Here is an 18,103-nt window from a genome sequence, read left to right as displayed (position 1 = left end):
GACTTGTACATAACGTTCAAACAACTGTCTGTTTCCATAAAGCTTTAAACATACTCAATCTTCTTATCACGAATCATGAGTTCTTCAACCGCTTTTTTTGTGTTTTTACCTTCAAATAGCACGTCATTGACTTTTCGAATAATGGGCATTTCTACATGATGTTTATGAGCTAAATCAAGGGCTGCTTTTGCAGTAAACACACCTTCCACAACCATCTGTACCTCTTCAAGGGCTTCGTTAAGGGTATGGCCTTGACCAATTAATATACCTGCCCGACGATTACGGCTGTGCATACTGGTACACGTAACAATCAGGTCACCGATACCTGATAAGCCGTTAAACGTGTGCTCCTTAGCCCCCATGGCAACACCTAGCCGGCTAATTTCTGTAATACCTCTTGTCATAAGGGCAGCCTTTGTATTATCACCAAACCCAATACCATCCGATATACCTGCAGCAAGGGCTATGACATTCTTAAGTGCTCCACCCATTTCAATCCCTACAACATCTGAACTGGTATACACTCTAAAATAGGTGTTCATAAACAAATCTTGAACTTGTTGAGCTATATCCAGATCCTTGGAACCAGCGACGCAAGTGGTTGGAAGTTTCTTGGCTACTTCTTCAGCATGACTTGGACCAGATAAAACAACCACATCATTATGAGGCATTTCATCTTCTATGACTTCAACCAGTGTCAGCAATGTTTCATCTTCAAGACCTTTGGCTACATTGACAATGATCTGTTCTTTCATGACTAATGCTTTCATGCGTTTAGCCGTACTGCGAACAAATTTAGAAGGAACTGCCATAATGATAAAATCCTTCCCTTGAACAGCTTCCTCCATGTCAGGGGTTATCTTAATGGCTTCATGTATTTTAATACCTGGTAACTTGGGCTTATTCTCTCTTGTATGTTTCAACATATCGATTTCTTTTTGGTCAATGGACCAAATGGTTACATCATGACCATTATCACATAATAGAATAGCTAAAGCTGTTCCCCAGCTGCCTGCACCTATCACAGATACTTTTTTCATAAAACCACCTCGCTTATATGTAATCCATGCCTACTGTTTGTTCTCTGTTAGATTTTTTTTATGGCCTAATTTGTTTTCCTCACCTCTAAGCAGCCTCTTAATGTTAGCCCGATGGGTGTATAAGGCTGATGCCATGAGGATAGCTCCAAGAAGAATATACTGCCACTGGTCTGTATAAAATACAGCCATTAAAATGGGTATTGAAATAGCCATGATGACAGAACCTAACGATACATAACGGGATATGAAGATAATAACAGCCATCAGGCCTACTGCAATAAGCCCGATACGCCAGTCAACAGCTAATAAGAGACCTAGGGTAGCAGCAATACCTTTACCTCCTTTAAATCCCAGAAATACAGGATAATTGTGACCAATCACAACACCAACGCCTGTATAATAACCATAAAGCATATCACCAAAAATAAGATTACCCAGATAAACACCAAAGGCAGCTTTTAACAAATCCATAAAAAATGTTAAAATACCTGCTTTCCACCCCATCACTCGAATAACATTCGTTGTACCTGCATTACCACTACCATACTTCCTGATATCAATATGACCCTTAAAGCGGCTGATAATATAAGCCGATTGAAAACATCCTACGAGATAACCAATCAATAAGCTAGCTACAATATTCATTTATTTGTCCTTTTCCTTTCTTTCTCTTATAATAAAATGTATGGGTGTTCCTTTGAACCCAAATGCATCCCTTACTCGATTTTCAATGTATCGTTTATAGGAGAAATGCATCAATGTTTTATCATTGACAAAGATAACAAACGTCGGTGGTTTTACAGATACTTGTGTCATATAATAGAGCTTTAACCGTTTACCTTTATCCGAAGGCGGTTGATTCATTGCAGTAGCGTCGTATAATACATCATTAAGAACGCCTGTTGCAACGCGAAGTGCATGATTCTGAATCACCATATCCAGATTTTCAAATAAGCGATTAATACGAAGTCCTGTTTTAGCCGAAATAAAAATCTTAGGTGCATACGTCATGTAACTGAGTGTGGTATCCACGTCTTGTAAATACTTATACATGGTTTTATCATCTTTTTCTATAGCATCCCATTTATTAACGGCTACAACAGCACCCTTACCTCTTTCGTGAGCGATACCTGCTATTTTAGCATCCTGCTCTGTCACACCTTCAACAGCATCAATCAATAATACAACAATATCTGCCTTTTCTATGGCTGTCACAGTACGGATAATACTGTAACGCTCCAAGCCTTCTTTTTCTATCTTATTCTTCCGTCTAAGACCTGCTGTATCCACAAAAACATACTCTTTACCATCAAAAGTCACCAATGTATCCACAGCATCTCTCGTTGTACCTGCTATATCACTGACAATAACACGTTGTTCGCCTAATAGTTTATTAATTAATGAGGACTTACCAACATTAGGTTTACCAATGACTGCAATTCTTGGAATATCTGATTCTTCCGCTACTCCCCCTTCTTCATCAAAGTGGGATACAACCTCATCCAGAAAATCGCCCAATCCTGTAGCTTGAATAGAAGATATGGCGTAGGGTTCGCCTAACCCTAAGTTATAAAATTCAAATACATCATACTGAAACTTCTCACGGTTATCCACCTTATTTACACATAATACAACAGGTTTATGTGCACGGCGTAACATATCCGCTACCTGATAATCTGAATCCGTGAGACCCGTTTTCACGTCTACAACAAATACGATAACATTTGCTGTCTCAATGGCTATTTCTGCCTGTTGACGCATGTAAGTTAGCATCTTATCATCTGTTGAAGGTTCTATACCACCCGTATCAATAATGGTAAAGTTATAATTTAACCAATCCACGTCAGCATATATACGGTCCCTGGTTACACCTGGCGTATCTTCAACAATCGAAATTTTCTCTCCTGCTAATTTATTAAATAATGTTGATTTTCCAACATTGGGTCTACCTACTATGGCTACAACCTGTCTACTCATCATAAGTACTCCTTTTATTCTAATATATTTCGTATCAATGCTTGACCTGTTGATTTTACAACACTCACTTTTACTTGTAAAGCTTTTTCTATATCTGCAACAGTCATATCATCTAATAATGTCTCTTCACCAGAGCGTAATAGATTAATAGGCAAGAGTAATTCATCACCTACATCCATACCCTGTAGTTGTTTGATAATATCCGTACCTGTTAGTAAACCCGATACGGTTATTTGTTCACCAAAAAAGTAATTGATGATGGGTTTCACCCTTATATCAAGCTTGGGATATTTCTCATGTAATCGTGCTACCATATCCCTTATCATACCTTCTGCTAAAACACCTGTAACAATGGTTTTGTGACGACTTAGTACCCCATTGCCCTCCAAATCCTTATAACAGATATCAAATTCATCCCTTAACAATCTGGACATACCCACACCGTTTTCAAGTTGTACATAACCATCGTAATTATCTTCTTCTGGAAATGGTTGTTCAGCCAGTAAATAGAACTCATCACCACCATGAATAAAATGGGTCCCATACTCAGCATATAGGATATCCTGCCACTTATGAATGGTTTTGATAACCTGTTGTGCATCTTCTTTAGTAAAGGGTTCTAATGAATATAAGCCTGTTCTATATTTAGAAAGACCTACAGGTACGACCGATACACTCTGCATATGAGGGGCGAATTTTGATAAAGCCTCAATGGAATGATTCAGTTCTTTTCCATCGTTAATCCCTTTGCAAAGCACAATCTGGCCATTCATGGTAATCCCAGCTTCATAAAACTTTTCCATGTACCCGATTAAGCGATCTGCAAAACGATTATGCAGCATGTTTTTCCTCAGTTCCATATTCATGGCATGAACGGATATATTAATGGGTGCTAATCGGTATTTGATGATGCGTTCCACATCTTCATCTTTCATATTAGTTAATGTAATGTAATTCCCTTGTAAAAAAGATAATCTTGAATCATCATCTTTAAAATAGAGTGTATCCCGCATGCCTTTTGGTAATTGGTCAATAAAGCAGAATATGCATTGATTACTGCATGATTTATATTCATCCATTAGGTTATTTTCGAATGTGATGCCTAAGCTTTCATCATCATCTTTTTCTATATCTAACAGCCATTCTTCTCCATTACTTTTTTTAATGCATACCTCTAAGGCTTCATTCTCCACAAGAAAATGATAATCCAGAGCATCTTTAACAGGCTGGCCATTAATACTCACTAATAGATCTCCCTGTTCCACGCCTACTTCATAAGCTATACTCTCTTTTTCTACCTGTATAATCTTATGGTATCTATTTTTCATTTAAAACATTCCTTTCGGTGTCCCTAAGCTCAATTGCATCCTAGCTGTCAAGACTACCTCTGTTCTCCTACTCAGATAGTAGCTCCACTCTACTACTATATAGTTTTCTCACAAAAAATGCAAACATATTCCTAATAATAGAAGTGCTTAGGCTTCAACTGCATAATAGCGGCGAGGCTGCCTCGCTTCCCCTTGGTTGCTCGATGAGAAAACATGACGTCATGATTACATTTTGTACATATATCTGTTACTGTGATATGTTCAGGAAGAATGCCTGCACTCAGTAATACAAGCTTATTTGCAGTCCATAAATTAATCTTATATTTACTTTCAGGCATCTTTCGTATTACTTTTTTCTGTTCGTACTCATTAAATGTTTGTCTAAATTCCTGGACAACCTCTTCCCCAACTTCAAAACAACAAGGACCAATGGATGGTGCTATACATACAAGAATATCCTCTGGCTGACTATCATATGCCTCTACCATCTTATTGACCGTCTTAGCTCCAATTGCTTTTACTGTGCCACGCCAACCTGCATGGGATATAGCAATAACCTTTTTAACAGTGTCCAAAAAATATAAAGGTACACAATCAGCATAAGTGGTATGTAAGGGCACTTTCACCCTATTGGTCATCAAGCCATCCACACCGACTATATCATTCTCTCGCACAATACCTTTACCTCTATCGTTCTCACCTACTGTCATGATCACATCTTTATGAATCTGATCTGAGAAAACCAAATCCTTGGCATCAATGCCTATAGCACCACATAAGATCTCCAGGTTCTTCTTTACATTCTCATCCGAATCACCTCGACCAAAAGACACATTCATACTTTCATATATACCTTCACTAACACCACCAAGTTTCGTACTAAAACAATGATGAACAAGCCCTGTCTTATCAAAAGCTGGTATGGTTAAATACATTAAATGACCTTCTCTATGTATAGTAAACACATCTGATTCCATGGTAATACCTCCTATTTCAATCAACGTATACCTTACTAATATATAATCTTATCACAAAATATGCAACTAATTCTTGGTATCCATATTTAATCCCAATTCTCCTACGAAAAATAAACGCAACAAATGGTTACTCCAATAGTAAAGAGAAATATTCCCACTTAGTATTGTATACCTTGTGTACGCATTTCATAGACATTTAACAAGAAAAAAGCACCTAATAGATGTGTGTCTACTTGATGCTTTCTACATTACGTAAGCGTTCTTTATCCATGTTAATCCATCTAACAATGACTAATCTTGGTATGTTATGAATTCTCGATAAATCTTTTTGATGTCTTCTTTTGAAACTTCTCTTGGATTAATCATGCGACAACCATGAATATAAGCATCTTCTGTCATGGCTTCTATGACTTGATCATCCATGATGTATTTTTCAAGACCTTCTTCTAGATGTATCCCTTTAACAAGTTTTTTAATCATTTGAATCAGATATGTATAGGAGGCTCCTTCGTTTATTTCATCTGCATCCATATGGAGATTGTGCAGAATGTATTTTATTTTATCTTCCAAGACATGACCATTAAAGGCCAACATAGGAATCTGTAATAAACCAACAGCTAATCCATGAGGCATGCCTGTATGACCTGTTAAGGGACAAGCAAGAGCGTGGGGGATGGTTGCACCACAATGACTCATGGCTACGCCTGCTAACATGGATGCATAGGCCATATTATTTCTAGCATCCATATCCCCTGTATTCACTGCATCTGGTAGATGCTTGAACACCAAGCGAATGGCCTCAAGGGCAAATAAATCGGTCATGGTGTTGTCTATGGTGGATGTATAGGCCTCTAACGCATGTCCTAGAACATCCATACCTGTACAAGCAGTTATATAAGAAGGAAGATTGGCTGTTAATACAGGATCAATAATGGCTGTTCTTGGGTATATTTTATGGGATGATATAGAATCTTTTATCTTGGTTGTTTCATCTGTTAAGACGGAGTAAAAAGATACTTCTGAACCTGTACCTGCTGTTGTAGGTATGGCAATGATAGGTAATGGCTCATGGATAATTTCTTTCTTTTGTTCTCCTCTACCATCTAGATAGTCATAAGCACTGCCGTCATGAGTAGCAACCACTGCTATGCCTTTTGTTGTGTCCATCACACTACCGCCACCAACGGCAAGAAGCAGGTCACAATGTTCTTCTTGACATCTTTTAGCTGCCCTGTCAACACTATTAATGGTTGGATTGGCTATCACATCATCATACATATAATAGTCTATACCAGCTTTTTCAATGTCCTTGATAACACCATCTAATAAACCGGCCTGTATCAGTCCTTTATCTGTTATAATCATTGGCTTTGTTGCTTTCATGGTCTTTAACTCGTCTATTAGTGCATGCATCTTATTTTCTCCAAAGATGACTTTCGTTGATAATAAAAATTGAAATGCATTGACTTTATCCATGTTGTCACATCCTTAAATGTATTTTTTTGTAGTGTCTGCTAATAAGATTATAAGCCAGTTATTTTTTCATTTCAATCAATATATCCTTATGTCATTAACCAAATTTCTGCATCAATCACTGCAAATATATAGTCAAGAGATCCCTTTGCCACTGTTTATGTCAATGGACATGCTTAAGACGATAGTCCATCATCGCATGGGTAAAAAAGTCTTGAAAACCTTTGTCGCTCACATGATATCCTGTCTCAGGTGGTTTATCAAAAAAATATTTTCCTGACTGCATGTCCTTGGATAATGAATCCAATGGAAACCCTGATTTTCTTAGATGATGAGGGTTACTGACGAGTAAAAATGGTACAGAAGCTATGTCCTTACCATCATATGTATAGGTATGATTTTCATCCACTATGAAGCAAATAGCATTGATATACTGAGCTACAATCTGACCCCCATGTTCTTTCACCAGTTTGCTATAATAATCAATCATCTCATCATCCGATAAGGTTTTGTTCTTCACCCTTCTCACATGAACACCCGGTTGTCTATCTTCTTCTACCCCTTCTAAATACAGACCTGAATCACAAGAAAAAACGGGTCTATTATAAGCTTTAAAATATGCCCTTGCCTTGATACATGCATTTTCTAAAGGACTGTTCCCATTTTCATTTATGTCTGGCATCATCCTTGCATCTACATCATCTAGACATATGATATCAAAGCATGTGTCCCCTAACAATGTGCGCATATGTTCTATCTTAGCTCTATTATAGGTGCCGTATAGTACTTTTATCATCTGTACCTCCTCATGTATATCCTATAGCCTGATGGACTATTTCTATCTCTACTTATGGCGCTTATCTACCATGTCCATACGTGTTATGTCGTAACCAATGGCTTTCATCATTTGGCCAATCATCCGTTGTTCTACTTCTAATTTCTCTTCTTCTGTGAGTGAATCATAGGATACTTCTTCCCCTGTGGTAAGATTGGTTATATAGGATTCTATTGTATAGCCATCGATGGTCATAGCGTCACCTCTCTACAGTATATGCTGTATTGGTTGTACATCAGTACATGAGTACAAGGTAACGCTCACATGTGCTAACAACTAAAAGCGTTCTTAATCACTCTAATTTTCTTGTCTACAATCTCAACCACATCAAACCTGACATTACACTTGAACAATCCTTTAACTTTAGCATAATGCATAGCCGTCTTAATGATCCTCTGCTGCTTATAATAACCTACAGCTTCACTAGGATACCCTGTCTTTGTATCCTTACGATACTTCACTTCAATAAAGACAAGGTAATCCCCGTCTTTACCGATAATATCAATCTCACCTATCCGACATCGATAATTCCTATCTAAAATCGTATAACCATTCTTTTCCAAAAACCAAGTGGCAATGGCTTCTCCTTTAGCGCCAACTGCACGGTTATTTCTGCTCATACTTTCTCCTATCATACAAGGCATCTAAATCATTTACAAAAACCATGATTTCTGCCACAATCTGATACAATTCCTCTGGTATTAAGTCACCAATATCCAACTGGGTTAATGTGTTTGCTAATGCCTCATCTTTATAGACAGGCAGCTTTTCATCCTCTGCTTTTTCTAAAATATTATCTGCCACAATACCTTTACCCCTAGCAATAACTCTAGGAGCAATATCCCCTGGGTCATAGCGTATAGCTGCTGCTTTTTTTATTTTATTCTGTTTCACGATGATCATCCTTTCATGCTTATTAGACGCGCATATCAAAAGAATATCGTTTAACACTGGCTGCTTGCTCTTTTCTATCCAGAAAATCTTCAACCACTTGAAAAGTATCCTGCTGCTTACTGACGGATATATTCGTCATATGATACCCGAAGCTATCTATTTGCTTGTACAGCTTATGCAAATGTTCATTTATTCTCTTGTATTTTTCATCATCTTCTACATAAAACTTGCACTCCACATGATGACCTTGTTTCTTCACATAGATATCTAAATGTCCAAGATTAAGGTAATCCAGCCTTAATAGAGCTGAGACCGCATCTGTCTTACCTTTTGATTTCAATTCTTTTTTATTTTCAAAAATATACAGTTCACTATTTAATAACCCCTGGCTAAACTTAAAGGGCAACTCCACATATGTATACTGTTGGTTCAGGTAATGCATAAACTCAATATTCTGTTTAGCCTTAACAGCATGTTTCATCAAACCACCATTTTTTTGTCCCATGGCTTCCTTGCTCTGAATAATCTGTGACAGCTTATCATAGATCTCATGATAATATTCTTTAATAAGCTCGGGTTGTTTTAAGGCATCCTTACTTAAGAAAACACTTTTATCAACAGCTGCCATGAGTATTTTATTGGTAATGGTCTTATGCAAAGACTGCTTATCCTCTTCATCCAATTCTAAACCTGCTACCCATGCTTCTAGCTGTTCAAGGGTCATGTCTCCTGTTAGCGGTGGTATCGGCTTACTCCCATTAGAAAAGGTGTGGACTGTATCATTTATGTCTTTTAAAACAGATTCAGGTAGAATACGTTCCAGCTTAGGGCTTTGCTCCGTGGTCAGTTGTTCAACAGGATGCTGACTATTTTCTTGACTGATAATCTGTCCTTCTTTATTGCTTATGCTTTCTTGATTGGTTACGTTTTCTTGGCCGGTTATATGTGCTTCATGTACTGGATTTTCTGGATTTGGAAGTCCTTTGCTGACCGTGTTTTGTTGGGTATTTTCCATGCTTTGCCCATCCAACAAAATTCTAATCAGCTCTTGCTGAGTCTCCTTCGTTGCTTCGTGAAGGATACTATGACTTAAATCCAGTATATTTTGCTTCATATTGTTTTGGTTATGTATGAATTGTTCTAAGTGCTGAACATTCTCTTTTGTTACAGGAATATCCTTTTCAAGCATGAGTAGTAAACGTTCTAAGGGTACATCATTAAACTTATAGGCTAATCGCATCATTTGATTAAGGGATTTTTTATCCACAGGCATATGACGGCTTAAGAGTTCATGGACCAATTTCATATTTTTTTCATTAACAGTTACACCTGCTTCATCTAATACCTGTAACATCTTCGTGTCTTTTGGATTAAACATCTCTTCCAGCATGGGTTTTAGAAACACTTGCTCCGTACTGGCATCTTTAACTTGAAATAAAAGCTCTTGACCGATGGATAGTTCAATGTCTTTTGTCAGTGTTGCCGTAAGGTGCGTACCATTTGCCAATTGTATCGCTACATTTTTTTGTTGTATGTCGAGTATTTCTCCTTTTAACACTTGTCCTTTTGTAAAACTTTGTCCATTAACTTTGGCAACTTTTGATACCTGTATTTTTCGATTCAACGGTTCATGATGATGTATTCTCATAGAACTTCCCCTCCAACACTTAACAGAAAGAATCTAACACGGTTAAGAACTTAACACGGTCTGTACAAATATTTTACGATGTAATGGGCATGGGCCATAAGTCTTAAGGGCTTCAACATGCTCTTTGGTACCGTAGCCTTTGTTCTTGGCAAACTTGTAGGCGGGATATAGTGCATCATATTCTTTCATCATTCTATCCCGGTATACTTTTGCTATGATACTTGCAGCAGCAATGGATATGCTTTTTGAATCCCCTTTGACAATGGGTTCTTGTGGAATCGTTACATCGGGTATCGTCACTGCATCCACTAAGATAACTTCTGGCTGCACATCCAAACCTTTTAATGCCATTTTCATGGATGCATAGGTTGCATTCAGTATATTGATTTCATCAATGATGGCTACATTGGACAGCCCTATATTGATGGCAATGGCTTTTTCCGTGATGATATCATAGAGTTCTTCTCGTTTAGCTTCATTTAATTTTTTTGAATCATTGATATAATGGATATGTGTATCCTTAGGCAAGATAACAGCAGCACTAACGACAGGTCCAGCCAAAGGACCTCTTCCAACCTCATCCACGCCGCATATGTATTGTCTATGGCTATATTTATTTTCATAAGTGCGCATGGCTGCCACCCGTTTTAATTCATCTTCATAATCCAATATTTTTTTACGATACCGATCGATTAACCGTTGCACACCTAGTCTTTCATCCACTTGAAAAAGACGTATTTCTTCTTCTAATCCGTGAATCGGTATGGCATCTAGCTTATCTTTTATATCGGATATTGTCATTTTCCCCATTATACTTTTCTTCCTTTCTTTTGTAGAACATTCAAAAAAACCATTAGGACAGATTCCTTTTGGTTTTTTATTAAAAAGCTTCGTCCGATGAATCTACCTCACCATTATATACGTTTAGTAAAAATCCATCAACAATTATTCTGCTTTTCTTGACGGCATCTTATATAATATTGCAAAATCCTATAGACTTATTACTTTTTTACTTATTTTGAACTTAGATGGTGACGCGCATGATTGTTTAAGTAGTTTTTTATGTCTTCAAGATGTTTTTCATGGTTATGATGATGCAAATGAACCTTACATTTATCAAGAAACGTTATTTCCATGATTATAGCTTCTTCCATGTTCTGCTTTGTCAATGGACCTCTACCCATACGGTCGCATAGGGATAGTAAAGCAACTTCTCCTACAGATACATCACCTATCATAGCTTTAATATCCCCAAAGGGTAGGTCTTTTACAACAAAAAAAGGCTGCATATGCCAACGTACCAGACTTTCTACTTCTTGTATGAGCACCTTATCTTCCGTTAAAACGTCTAATAGCTTCTTAGCAAGGATTGCTCCTTTTTCATCGTGGCCATAAGCCGTTATCCTTCCTTTTCTAACCTTAGTGGTGGTAAGTTTCCCAATATCGTGTAATAGAGCTGCCCACATAAACACTTCTGGATGTAAACTCTTATGTTTTACTTTTGCCCCATGATCCACCACTTCCATGACATGGTTAAAAACACTACCTTCTGGATGATATTTTGGGTTTTGTTTTATCGCCTTAAGCCTGGACAGCTTTTCTATAAGTACATTGCCTTCTTGCTCCCGAAGGAGCCTTTTTATAAATCGAGAAGGTTGATCATCCTCCATGAGGTGCTGACTTATATCCTTAAAAAGTTTTGAATACATACCATCAATCTCCTATCAAGTGAGGGTTTCTATTATATACCAAGTATGAATAGACTGACCCTCATATAGTCAAAAACAGCTAGGTGCATTACCCAACTGTTTCTAATGTTATTCTACCAAGAACACCATTTCTATATTCATCTAATAGTATTTTTGATGCTTTATTCAAATCAAGTGCATTACCTGATTGAATGAAATGACGGTTTTTTGCAATGGTTTCAAGTATTTCAATAGGCTCTTTCTGGGATATATTCTCTAACTGATAGCGTTTTATAAGTAAATCTTCATAATGCTCTTTTAGGTACGTTATAAGCATTAATGCAAGTTCACTTGTATCCAGTATCTCATCTCTTATAGAACCAATGAACGCTAAGTTGATACCCACCTGCTGATCCTCAAATTTAGGCCATAAAATACCTGGTGTATCCAATAATTCCACGTCTTTTTTTAGTTTAATCCATTGTTTACCTTTGGTGACACCTGGTTTGTTTCCGGTCTTAGCACTGGCTTTCCCAACCAGTTTGTTAATAAACGTGGACTTTCCCACATTGGGAATGCCAGCCACCATGGCTCGTATAGGTTTATTAATTAATCCCCGTTTACGGTTACGTTCAATTTTTTCTTTGCAAACTTCCAAAGCTTTACTCATCACTTGATTAATACCTTTACCACTCTTAGCATTTACCAAGACAACACTTGCTCCTCTTTCTTCATACCATTTAATAAAAGCATTTGTTCGAGCTGGGTCGGCTAAATCTATTTTATTAAACACAACAATACGTGGTTTTTGTCCTGCGATGTTAGCCATATCTGGATTTTGACTACTAATGGGGATTCTTGCATCCACCAATTCAATAATAACATCAACCAGCTTTATGTTCTCCTGCATCATACGCTTGGCTTTGGTCATATGTCCTGGGTACCACTGTATGTTCATACGGATTCTTTCCTTTCAGTGTGGTTATCTTATCGAATACATGATGATAACCCTCTATAACTTCTTCTTTTAAAAAAGGGACTGTCATAAAAGATAATTTTCATGTCATCTGCAACCTACATTTTCCTAAAGGAAATTATCTTTTAAGGCATCCCCTATTTCTTATATGTGATGTTGTATATGTTATTATGGTGTAGCCACCATCATTATTTCACAAAACCAAAGTCCTTAAGAGGCCATATTCTTAGACCAGCTTTACCAATAATATCCTCCCGGTTAATGGTACCAACGTCTGAATAGCGACTATCTGAACTATGGTTACGGTTATCACCCATAACAAAATATTCGCCTTCTGGTACAATTAGTGGATAGTCACGATTACCCATCTTGCCTTCATCAATAAGGTCATATTTTTCTTCTAGTTTTTCACCGTTAATGTATACCTGACCATCTTTTATGTTCACCTCATCACCTGGTAAACCAATGATGCGTTTAATATAGCTTTGTGATGGCTTTTTCTTATATGGAAATACCACAATATCATACTGTTTAGGAGACGTAAAACGATAACTAATTTTGTCAATAATCACATGATCGCCATTATGAAGTGTTGGTTCCATAGATTGCCCAATAACACTGGTTTTTTGAAAAACAAATGTTGTAATAAGTAATACAGCAACAATGACAATCCCTATGTCCAGTATCCAACTCAATATCTCTTTGCCTAAAGAATCCTTCATACATAAACCTTCTTTCATTCAACCTCTAATCATACTATTTCTATTTCTTCAACATATCATGCAACTAAAAAGATATCTACTGCTATGCTTATTATATAGTAGAAACTTATCTGGAAAACTTTCCTATAAGAGAACCCAAATAGAGCTTCCTATAGGTCAAGAAAAGGGACTAATACATCGTACTAAGTCCCTTACCAAGTCTAACATTATCAATAATCGCTCATAATACCATGTCATATCTGTATTTATTGGTCTTCGTCTGCTTCTTATTAATCAGACAAACTATCTAATTAATTCTTTAACCTTAGCAGCTTTACCAATTCTGTCTCTTAAGTAATGAAGACGAGCTCTTCTAACCTTACCACGTCTAATCACATCGATATGATCAATGTTTGGTGAATGTAATGGCCACGTTTTTTCTACACCTACACCATAAGAAATTCTTCTCACTGTAAATGTTTCACGATTACCACCATTTTGGCGCTTAAGTACAACACCTTCAAACATCTGGATTCTTTCACGAGTTCCCTCTTTAATGTTGGCATATACACGAATTGTATCTCCTACATTAAATTCTGTTAAAGCTTTTTCTCTTAATTGATCTTGCTCAATTTTACGTATTATATCGTTCATTGTTTCCTCCTAATATCCTAGATATTCTTAATACCTTTTGTAACAGCGGAATATCCGTACTCACATTAAAATACTATAACATATTTCAAACCTATTTGCAATATTTATCTAAGAATTTCCTGTCTGCTTCTGTTAAATTCGCTGTTTCAAGCAAATCTGGCCTTTTATGATACGTCCGGATGAGTGATTGTTGTCTCCGCCAAACATCAATGTTCTTATGATGCCCTGATAACAATACATCTGGGACTCTATCATCCATAAACACAGCTGGTCTTGTATACTGAGGGTATTCCAATAAATTATCATCAAATGTTTCAATCTCTGCTGATGTTTCATTGGATAAAACATCAGGTATAAGCCTTGATATGGCATCAATCATAACCATGACAGCTAGTTCTCCACCTGTTAAGATATAATCACCTATGGATACTTCATCGGTAACAATCCTGTCAATTACCCGCTCATCAACACCTTCATAGTGACCACATAGAAAAATCAGTTCTTCTTCTTTTGAAAATTCTCGTGCCATGGTTTGATTAAAGGGCTTTCCTTGTGGTGTAAGATAGATAACACGTGGTGTCTTATTACCATCTTCTATAACACTTTTATACGCTTCATAGATTGGTTCTGGCTGCATGACCATACCCGCACCACCACCGTAAGGGTAATCATCCACTTGTTTATGTTTATTATAAGCATAATCCCTAATGTTAACAGCTTCTATTTGGATTAACTTTTTTTCTTGAGCCTTTCCCATAATGCTGGTATTAAGCCCTTGTTTAATCATATCAGGAAATAAGGTTAAGATGGTATATTTCACTCTTCAATCAACCCTTTCATGAGTACAACAGTCATGGTTTTATCTTCCATGTTCACCTGCTTAATACACGTTTTTAGGGCTGGTATTAAAATTTCTTTTTTTCCTTCTTTCTGAACCACATACACATCATTACTTCCCGTAAAGATAATGTCTTTAATCTTGCCAAGCTGTTGTCCTTCTTCTGTATTAACCACAACACCGATAAGGTCTTGTACATAATATTCATGTTCCTCTAGTGGCAGTGCAAGCTCTCTTGGTATTTTAATAATGGCTTGTTTAAGAGCCTCTGCTTGATCCATATCCTCTACTTCTTTGAATTGAATGATGACCATGTTTTTAAAATACTTAATGTGGTCAATGGTGTACGCATCTACCTTACCACGGTGTTCAATAAAAACCTGTTTAAGCAACTCAAATCGTTTAGGGTCATCCGTTAATGGAAGAATCTTAACTGCTCCTTTTATACCATGGGTGTTTACGATTTTACCAATATTAAAATAGTCCATACCTATCACCTCTTTATTATACCTAATAGGCTCTATTGGGATACATACAAAAATGGCTAACCAAAAAGGTTAGGAAAAATCCTAACCTTACTGTAAAATTTCAACAACAACTCTTTTTTCTTCTTTTGTTGCTGCCGCCTTAACTACAGTTCTTATAGCTTTAGCAATTCTACCTTGTTTTCCAATAACTTTTCCCATATCGTCAGGTGCAACTTTTAATTCTAAGATGATTGAACGTTCTCCCTCAATCTCATTTACTCTTACATCATCAGGATTATCGACTAATGATTTAGCGATAACTTCTACTAATTCCTTCATGTTGTACACCTCCAATAACTACTTTACAACGCCAGCTTGCTTTAATAATCTTTTAACTGTATCAGAAGGCTGAGCACCATTGCTTAACCACTTGTTAGCAACTTCTTCGTTAATTTTTAAGTCAATTGGATTCTTGGTTGGATCATAGTAACCTACTTGCTCAATAAAACGACCATCTCTTGGTGATCTTGAATCAGCAACTACAATTCTATAAAAAGGAGCTTTTTTTGCACCCATTCTCTTTAAACGCATTCTTACTGCCATGTTTTTCACCTCCCTATCATGATCTATCTATTTGGTACGCTAGACATAGCATCATAACCGTACCTTAGGCTACTACATGATGTAAATCCACTGTATTAGCCCATAAAAGGAAATTTGTTTAATAATCCTTTTTTACCTTTGCCTTTCATCATACCACTCATCTGTTTCATCATTTTCTTAGCTTGCTCAAATTGTTTGATGAAGCGGTTAACATCTTGAATGGGATTACCAGAACCCTTGGCTATTCTACGCTTCCTTGAAGGATTAATCACAGCAGGGTTATTTCTTTCTTCAAGGGTCATGGAATAAATCATGGCTTCTACTTTTGATATTTCTTTATCATCCACTTCCACGTCTTTTAGCTGTTTATTCATTCCTGGAAGCATGGACATGATATCACCTAATGAACCCATTTTCTTTACTTGCTGCATTTGCTCAAGAAAATCATCAAAGGTAAATTCTGCTTTTCTGAATTTCCTTTCCATCTCTGCGGCTTTCTTAGCATCAATGGCTTCCGAAGCTTTTTCTATAAGGGTTAACACATCACCCATACCTAGAATACGAGAGGCCATTCTCTCAGGGTGAAACACTTCGATATCTGTAAGTTTCTCACCAATACAAGCAAATTTAATAGGTTTGTCTGTAACGGCTCTAACAGATAAAGCCGATCCACCTCTTGTATCCCCATCAAGCTTTGTTAAAATCACACCATCAATGCCAATTTTCTCATTAAAATTCTCAGCTACATTAACAGCATCTTGACCTGTCATGGCATCAACAACCAACAATACTTCCTGAGGTCTTATTTCTTCTTTTACTTCAATTAGTTCATCCATCATATCTTGGTCAATATGAAGACGTCCTGCTGTATCCACAATGACAACATTTTGTCCATTTGACTTAGCCGCCTCTATGGCTGCTTTTGCAATGTTAACAGGCTTGTTTTTATCCCCCATTGTAAAAACAGGTACACCCACTTGTTCACCAACCACTTGCAACTGTTTGATGGCTGCTGGACGATAGATATCACAAGCTGCTAATAGTGGCTTTTTACCATTTTTCTTTAACATACCTGCTAATTTAGCCGTTGTTGTTGTTTTACCAGCACCCTGCAAGCCAACCATCATATAGATTGTAGGCGGTTCACTGGAAGTGGTTAAATCCACTTTTTCTTCACCCATTAATTTAATGAGTTCTTCATTCACAATTTTGATGACATGTTGACCAGGTGTCAAGCTTTCCATGACCTCTTGGCCAACTGCTCGCTCTTTAATATCATTTATAAAACGCTTAACAACTTTGAAGTTAACATCTGCTTCTAATAGGGCAAGTTTTACTTCCCGCATAGCAAGTTTTACATCTTGCTCATTTAATTTCCCCTTTTTCTTAAGGTTCGCAAATATATTTTGAAACTTATCTGACAAACTTTCAAAAGCCATTATAAACCTCCCATCTGTATAACTGAATACATCTCATATCTACCTGGACCTTCTATATCTACTTTTCACACACATTCTCTATAGGTCTTCTAGTATCTTTTGGCATATCTTCCGAATCTCTGCTACTTTGCCAACTGTTTCTTCACACGTCATCTGTTCTTCTGATAGTTCCTTAAGCACTTCTTCAACGTACTTAGAAACTTGATTTACCTTTTCTTTGTTCCTTAAAAACTTATTCACCAATTGCAACTTATTTTCATAATTCTCCAATAGCTTGTCACAACGTTTAACTGTATCGTATACACCTTGACGACTAATCTTAAGTTGTTCAGATATTTCTCCTAGAGAAAGATCGTCCAAATGATAGCGTTCATAGATTTCTTTTTGATGATCTGTCAGTAACTCACCATAAAAATCATAGAGTAATGTCTTTTCAAAAATAGTCTTCAAAAAAAATCACCACCTGTAAAGGTTATTCGCTTTACAGATGGTATTATATGCTACTGTGGTGTAATTGTCAAGGTTTTATTAAAAAAAGTTACAATATGTGCGCCTTTTTGGCTAA

At 36.9% G+C, this 18,103-nt stretch carries 22 protein-coding genes; all 22 read right to left on the bottom strand.

All coding sequences use genetic code 11. From position 1 onward, the window contains the following. Positions 1-44: 44 nt before the first annotated feature. Positions 45-1,040: an NAD(P)H-dependent glycerol-3-phosphate dehydrogenase gene (locus HZI73_RS12105; protein WP_212698481.1), complete on the bottom strand. Its 996-nt coding sequence runs from the start codon at positions 1,038-1,040 to the stop codon at positions 45-47. Between the two features lie 30 nt (positions 1,041-1,070). After that, the gene (gene plsY / locus HZI73_RS12100; RefSeq protein WP_212698480.1) at positions 1,071-1,685 is read right to left on the bottom strand and encodes a glycerol-3-phosphate 1-O-acyltransferase PlsY; all 615 of its coding nucleotides are present in this window, start codon (positions 1,683-1,685) and stop codon (positions 1,071-1,073) included. Further along, positions 1,686-3,017, bottom strand: a complete 1,332-nt coding sequence (gene der, locus HZI73_RS12095) for a ribosome biogenesis GTPase Der (RefSeq protein WP_212698779.1) — start codon at positions 3,015-3,017, stop codon at positions 1,686-1,688. A 14-nt stretch (positions 3,018-3,031) separates the two neighbouring features. After that, positions 3,032-4,345, bottom strand: coding sequence for a DUF512 domain-containing protein (locus HZI73_RS12090; RefSeq protein WP_212698479.1), 1,314 nt, complete (start codon positions 4,343-4,345; stop codon positions 3,032-3,034). Positions 4,346-4,476: 131 nt separating this feature from the next. Continuing rightward, on the bottom strand, positions 4,477-5,322 hold the full coding sequence (gene pgeF / locus HZI73_RS12085) for a peptidoglycan editing factor PgeF (RefSeq protein ID WP_212698478.1): 846 nt from the start codon (positions 5,320-5,322) through the stop codon (positions 4,477-4,479). Between the two features lie 291 nt (positions 5,323-5,613). Further along, complete coding sequence (locus HZI73_RS12080; RefSeq protein ID WP_212698477.1) at positions 5,614-6,798, bottom strand: iron-containing alcohol dehydrogenase; 1,185 nt, start codon at positions 6,796-6,798, stop codon at positions 5,614-5,616. 160 nt (positions 6,799-6,958) lie between these two features. Then, positions 6,959-7,591: a non-canonical purine NTP pyrophosphatase gene (locus tag HZI73_RS12075; protein WP_212698476.1), complete on the bottom strand. Its 633-nt coding sequence runs from the start codon at positions 7,589-7,591 to the stop codon at positions 6,959-6,961. Between the two features lie 48 nt (positions 7,592-7,639). Continuing rightward, positions 7,640-7,825 (bottom strand): hypothetical protein, encoded by a 186-nt coding sequence (locus HZI73_RS12070; RefSeq protein ID WP_212698475.1) that lies wholly within the window; start codon positions 7,823-7,825, stop codon positions 7,640-7,642. Between the two features lie 74 nt (positions 7,826-7,899). After that, positions 7,900-8,250: a YraN family protein gene (locus HZI73_RS12065; protein WP_212698474.1), complete on the bottom strand. Its 351-nt coding sequence runs from the start codon at positions 8,248-8,250 to the stop codon at positions 7,900-7,902. Continuing rightward, positions 8,237-8,533, bottom strand: coding sequence for an EscU/YscU/HrcU family type III secretion system export apparatus switch protein (locus tag HZI73_RS12060; protein ID WP_212698473.1), 297 nt, complete (start codon positions 8,531-8,533; stop codon positions 8,237-8,239). Before HZI73_RS12060 ends, HZI73_RS12065 begins: the two co-directional genes overlap by 14 nt. 13 nt (positions 8,534-8,546) lie before the next feature. Beyond that, complete coding sequence (locus HZI73_RS12055; protein ID WP_212698472.1) at positions 8,547-10,172, bottom strand: flagellar hook-length control protein FliK; 1,626 nt, start codon at positions 10,170-10,172, stop codon at positions 8,547-8,549. 42 nt (positions 10,173-10,214) lie between these two features. Beyond that, positions 10,215-10,982, bottom strand: coding sequence for a ribonuclease HII (locus HZI73_RS12050; protein ID WP_212698471.1), 768 nt, complete (start codon positions 10,980-10,982; stop codon positions 10,215-10,217). Between the two features lie 203 nt (positions 10,983-11,185). Continuing rightward, positions 11,186-11,881 (bottom strand): HDIG domain-containing metalloprotein, encoded by a 696-nt coding sequence (locus tag HZI73_RS12045; RefSeq protein WP_212698470.1) that lies wholly within the window; start codon positions 11,879-11,881, stop codon positions 11,186-11,188. A gap of 88 nt (positions 11,882-11,969) precedes the next feature. Beyond that, positions 11,970-12,818, bottom strand: coding sequence for a ribosome biogenesis GTPase YlqF (gene ylqF / locus HZI73_RS12040; protein ID WP_212698469.1), 849 nt, complete (start codon positions 12,816-12,818; stop codon positions 11,970-11,972). 206 nt (positions 12,819-13,024) lie between these two features. Next, positions 13,025-13,558: a signal peptidase I gene (lepB, locus tag HZI73_RS12035; RefSeq protein WP_212698468.1), complete on the bottom strand. Its 534-nt coding sequence runs from the start codon at positions 13,556-13,558 to the stop codon at positions 13,025-13,027. A gap of 282 nt (positions 13,559-13,840) precedes the next feature. Continuing rightward, a complete protein-coding gene (gene rplS / locus HZI73_RS12030) occupies positions 13,841-14,191 on the bottom strand; it encodes a 50S ribosomal protein L19 (protein ID WP_212698467.1) in 351 nt (116 codons plus the stop codon). A gap of 91 nt (positions 14,192-14,282) precedes the next feature. After that, entirely contained in the window at positions 14,283-15,011 is a 729-nt protein-coding gene (trmD, locus tag HZI73_RS12025; RefSeq protein ID WP_212698466.1) for a tRNA (guanosine(37)-N1)-methyltransferase TrmD, read from the bottom strand. After that, a complete protein-coding gene (gene rimM, locus HZI73_RS12020; protein ID WP_212698465.1) occupies positions 15,008-15,517 on the bottom strand; it encodes a ribosome maturation factor RimM in 510 nt (169 codons plus the stop codon). The genes trmD and rimM overlap by 4 nt, the downstream gene beginning before the upstream one ends. 87 nt (positions 15,518-15,604) lie before the next feature. Next, a complete protein-coding gene (locus tag HZI73_RS12015) occupies positions 15,605-15,835 on the bottom strand; it encodes a KH domain-containing protein (RefSeq protein ID WP_212698464.1) in 231 nt (76 codons plus the stop codon). Between the two features lie 18 nt (positions 15,836-15,853). Continuing rightward, complete coding sequence (rpsP, locus tag HZI73_RS12010; protein WP_212698463.1) at positions 15,854-16,099, bottom strand: 30S ribosomal protein S16; 246 nt, start codon at positions 16,097-16,099, stop codon at positions 15,854-15,856. Between the two features lie 95 nt (positions 16,100-16,194). Next, positions 16,195-17,538, bottom strand: coding sequence for a signal recognition particle protein (gene ffh / locus HZI73_RS12005; RefSeq protein ID WP_212698462.1), 1,344 nt, complete (start codon positions 17,536-17,538; stop codon positions 16,195-16,197). Positions 17,539-17,616: 78 nt separating this feature from the next. Then, the gene (gene ylxM, locus HZI73_RS12000; protein ID WP_212698461.1) at positions 17,617-17,988 is read right to left on the bottom strand and encodes a YlxM family DNA-binding protein; all 372 of its coding nucleotides are present in this window, start codon (positions 17,986-17,988) and stop codon (positions 17,617-17,619) included. Between the last annotated feature and the right edge of the window lie 115 nt (positions 17,989-18,103).

This window comes from Vallitalea pronyensis (assembly GCF_018141445.1).
Classification (GTDB): Bacteria; Bacillota; Clostridia; order Lachnospirales; family Vallitaleaceae; genus Vallitalea; species Vallitalea pronyensis.
Note: the sequence above shows the minus strand (reverse complement) of the source record. Positions and strands in the feature narration are given on the sequence as shown.